3 protein-coding genes and 1 pseudogene are annotated in these 3,251 nt (G+C 49.3%); all 4 read left to right on the top strand.

Annotation, left to right across the window (positions count from 1 at the left end; genetic code table 11):
* Window positions 1-32 precede the first annotated feature (32 nt).
* Window positions 33-1,001 carry an IS5 family transposase gene (locus OGW13_RS00820; RefSeq protein ID WP_000654811.1) on the top strand — a complete coding sequence of 323 codons (969 nt, stop codon included), beginning with the start codon at window positions 33-35 and terminating at the stop codon, window positions 999-1,001.
* Window positions 1,002-1,054: 53 nt separating this feature from the next.
* Window positions 1,055-1,192 (top strand): annotated as a pseudogene (locus tag OGW13_RS00815) (IS3 family transposase); the annotation flags it as partial.
* Window positions 1,193-1,352: 160 nt separating this feature from the next.
* Window positions 1,353-2,504: a Na+/H+ antiporter NhaA gene (gene nhaA, locus OGW13_RS00810; protein WP_001000601.1), complete on the top strand. Its 1,152-nt coding sequence runs from the start codon at window positions 1,353-1,355 to the stop codon at window positions 2,502-2,504.
* Window positions 2,505-2,696: 192 nt separating this feature from the next.
* On the top strand, window positions 2,697-3,251 hold a 555-nt coding region (locus OGW13_RS00805; RefSeq protein WP_032259227.1), incomplete at its 3' end, for an IS6-like element IS26 family transposase.

Here is a 3,251-nt window from a genome sequence, read left to right as displayed (position 1 = left end):
GGCTTTGTTGAATAAATCGAACTTTTGCTGAGTTGAAGGATCAGATCACGCATCCTCCCGACAACACAGACCATTCCGTGGCAAAGCAAAAGTTCAGAATCACCAACTGGTCCACCTACAACAAAGCTCTCATCAACCGTGGCTCCCTCACTTTCTGGCTGGATGATGAGGCGATTCAGGCCTGGTATGAGTCGGCAACGCCTTCATCACGAGGAAGGCCCCAGCGCTATTCTGATCTCGCCATCACCACCGTTCTGGTGATTAAACGCGTATTCCGGCTGACCCTGCGGGCTGCGCAGGGTTTTATTGATTCCATTTTTGCCCTGATGAACGTTCCGTTGCGCTGCCCGGATTACACCAGTGTCAGTAAGCGGGCAAAGTCGGTTAATGTCAGTTTCAAAACGTCCACCCGGGGTGAAATCGCACACCTGGTGATTGATTCCACCGGGCTGAAGGTCTTTGGTGAAGGCGAATGGAAAGTCAGAAAGCACGGCAAAGAGCGCCGTCGTATCTGGCGAAAGTTGCATCTTGCTGTTGACAGCAACACACATGAAGTTGTCTGTGCAGACCTGTCGCTGAATAACGTCACGGACTCAGAAGCCTTCCCGGGCCTTATCCGGCAGACTCACAGAAAAATCAGGGCAGCCGCGGCAGACGGGGCTTACGATACCCGGCTCTGTCACGATGAACTGCGCCGCAAAAAAATCAGCGCGCTTATTCCTCCCCGAAAAGGAGCAGGTTACTGGCCCGGTGAGTACGCAGACCGCAACCGTGCCGTTGCTAATCAGCGGCTGAGCGGAAGCAATGCACGGTGGAAATGGACAACGGAATATAACCGTCGCTCGATAGCGGAAACGGCAATGTACAGAATGAAGCAGTTGTTGGGAGATTCACTGACGCTGCGTGACTACGATGGTCAGGTAGCGGAAGCTATGGCCATGGTGCGTGCGTTGAACAGGATGACAAAGGCTGGGATGCCAGAAAGCGTGCGTATTGCCTGAAAATCCAGCCAGCTACAGGGTCGTTCGCACGAAATCTTATTTATTCAACAAAGCCGAAGAGAATATACAAAACCCGGGATCTAGCCCGGGCGGATATCTTCGATTACATTGAAGTGTTCTACAACCGGGCCCGGCGCCACAGTCACCTCGGCGGCGTCAGTCCGGAGGCCTTCGAACAGGCCTCGTCGTGAGGACAGAATTTGTCTACGGGCGTGGGGTCAGTCCAATCAACGGCTCGGAAGTGTCTAGATTATCCGTGGCGATTCAATTATTCTAAAGTTTTCGACCGCTATACACTCTTATCATTCTTTGTTAATCGTTTATTAAGATAATAAATATAAGGACGAAACCATGAACGATGTCATTCGTGACTTTTTCAAAATGGAATCAGCTGGTGGTATTCTTCTCGTGATTGCCGCGGCAATTGCGATGACCATTGCTAACTCACCGCTGGGCGAAACTTATCAATCTGTACTGCATACTTATGTATTTGGTATGTCAGTTTCTCACTGGATTAATGACGGCCTAATGGCTGTTTTCTTCTTACTCATTGGCCTTGAAGTTAAGCGAGAGCTGCTTGAAGGTGCGTTAAAATCAAAAGAAACCGCAATTTTCCCTGCGATTGCAGCGGTTGGCGGTATATTAGCTCCTGCTCTTATTTACGTAGCCTTTAATGCCAACGATCCTGAGGCGATTTCTGGTTGGGCAATTCCAGCGGCGACAGATATCGCTTTTGCTTTAGGTATCATGGCGTTATTAGGTAAGCGTGTACCAGTAAGCCTAAAAGTGTTCTTGCTGGCGGTTGCTATCATCGATGATTTAGGTGTAGTTGTTATTATCGCGCTATTTTACACCGGTGACCTGTCGACCATGGCGTTGCTTGTTGGCTTCATCATGACTGGTGTCCTATTCATGTTGAATGCGAAGGAAGTAACAAAACTTACGCCATACATGATCGTCGGTGCGATCTTATGGTTCGCGGTGCTTAAATCTGGTGTTCACGCAACATTGGCAGGTGTAGTGATTGGTTTTGCTATCCCACTAAAGGGAAAGCAGGGCGAACATTCTCCACTTAAACATATGGAGCACGCGCTTCACCCATACGTGGCATTTGGTATTCTGCCTCTATTCGCATTTGCCAATGCGGGGATTTCGTTAGAAGGCGTATCGATGTCAGGTCTAACTTCAATGCTGCCACTCGGTATTGCTTTGGGTCTACTGGTTGGTAAGCCTCTAGGTATCTTTACCTTTAGCTGGGCAGCGGTAAAAATGGGCGTTGCTAAGTTACCTGAAGGCGTTAACTTCAAGCATATCTTTGCGGTATCTGTGTTGTGTGGTATTGGCTTTACAATGTCTATCTTCATTTCCTCTTTAGCGTTCGGAAATGTAAGTCCTGAATTTGATACCTATGCTCGACTCGGTATCTTAATGGGTTCTACGACAGCAGCATTACTTGGCTATGCCTTACTGCACTTTTCTTTGCCTAAGAAAGCGCAAGCGTAAGATAAAAATGAGCTATTTTGTAAAGCCTCCCAATCGGGATAACACCGATCAGTTAAGGCATTGATCAGTTGAACGATCCTACGGATGGTTAACAATACCCTCAGTACACTAATTGCTGAGGGTATTTTGGGCACTGTTGCAAATAGTCGGTGGTGATAAACTTATCATCCCCTTTTGCTGATGGAGCTGCACATGAACCCATTCAAAGGCCGGCATTTTCAGCGTGACATCATTCTGTGGGCCGTACGCTGGTACTGCAAATACGGCATCAGTTACCGTGAGCTGCAGGAGATGCTGGCTGAACGCGGAGTGAATGTCGATCACTCCACGATTTACCGCTGGGTTCAGCGTTATGCGCCTGAAATGGAAAAACGGCTGCGCTGGTACTGGCGTAACCCTTCCGATCTTTGCCCGTGGCACATGGATGAAACCTACGTGAAGGTCAATGGCCGCTGGGCGTATCTGTACCGGGCCGTCGACAGCCGGGGCCGCACTGTCGATTTTTATCTCTCCTCCCGTCGTAACAGCAAAGCTGCATACCGGTTTCTGGGTAAAATCCTCAACAACGTGAAGAAGTGGCAGATCCCGCGATTCATCAACACGGATAAAGCGCCCGCCTATGGTCGCGCGCTTGCTCTGCTCAAACGCGAAGGCCGGTGCCCGTCTGACGTTGAACACCGACAGATTAAGTACCGGAACAACGTGATTGAATGCGATCATGGCAAACTGAAACGGATAATCGGCGCC

This window comes from Citrobacter sp. Ca225, from assembly GCF_030337175.1.
GTDB lineage: Bacteria > Pseudomonadota > Gammaproteobacteria > Enterobacterales > Enterobacteriaceae > Citrobacter_A > Citrobacter_A amalonaticus.
Note: the sequence above shows the minus strand (reverse complement) of the source record. Positions and strands in the feature narration are given on the sequence as shown.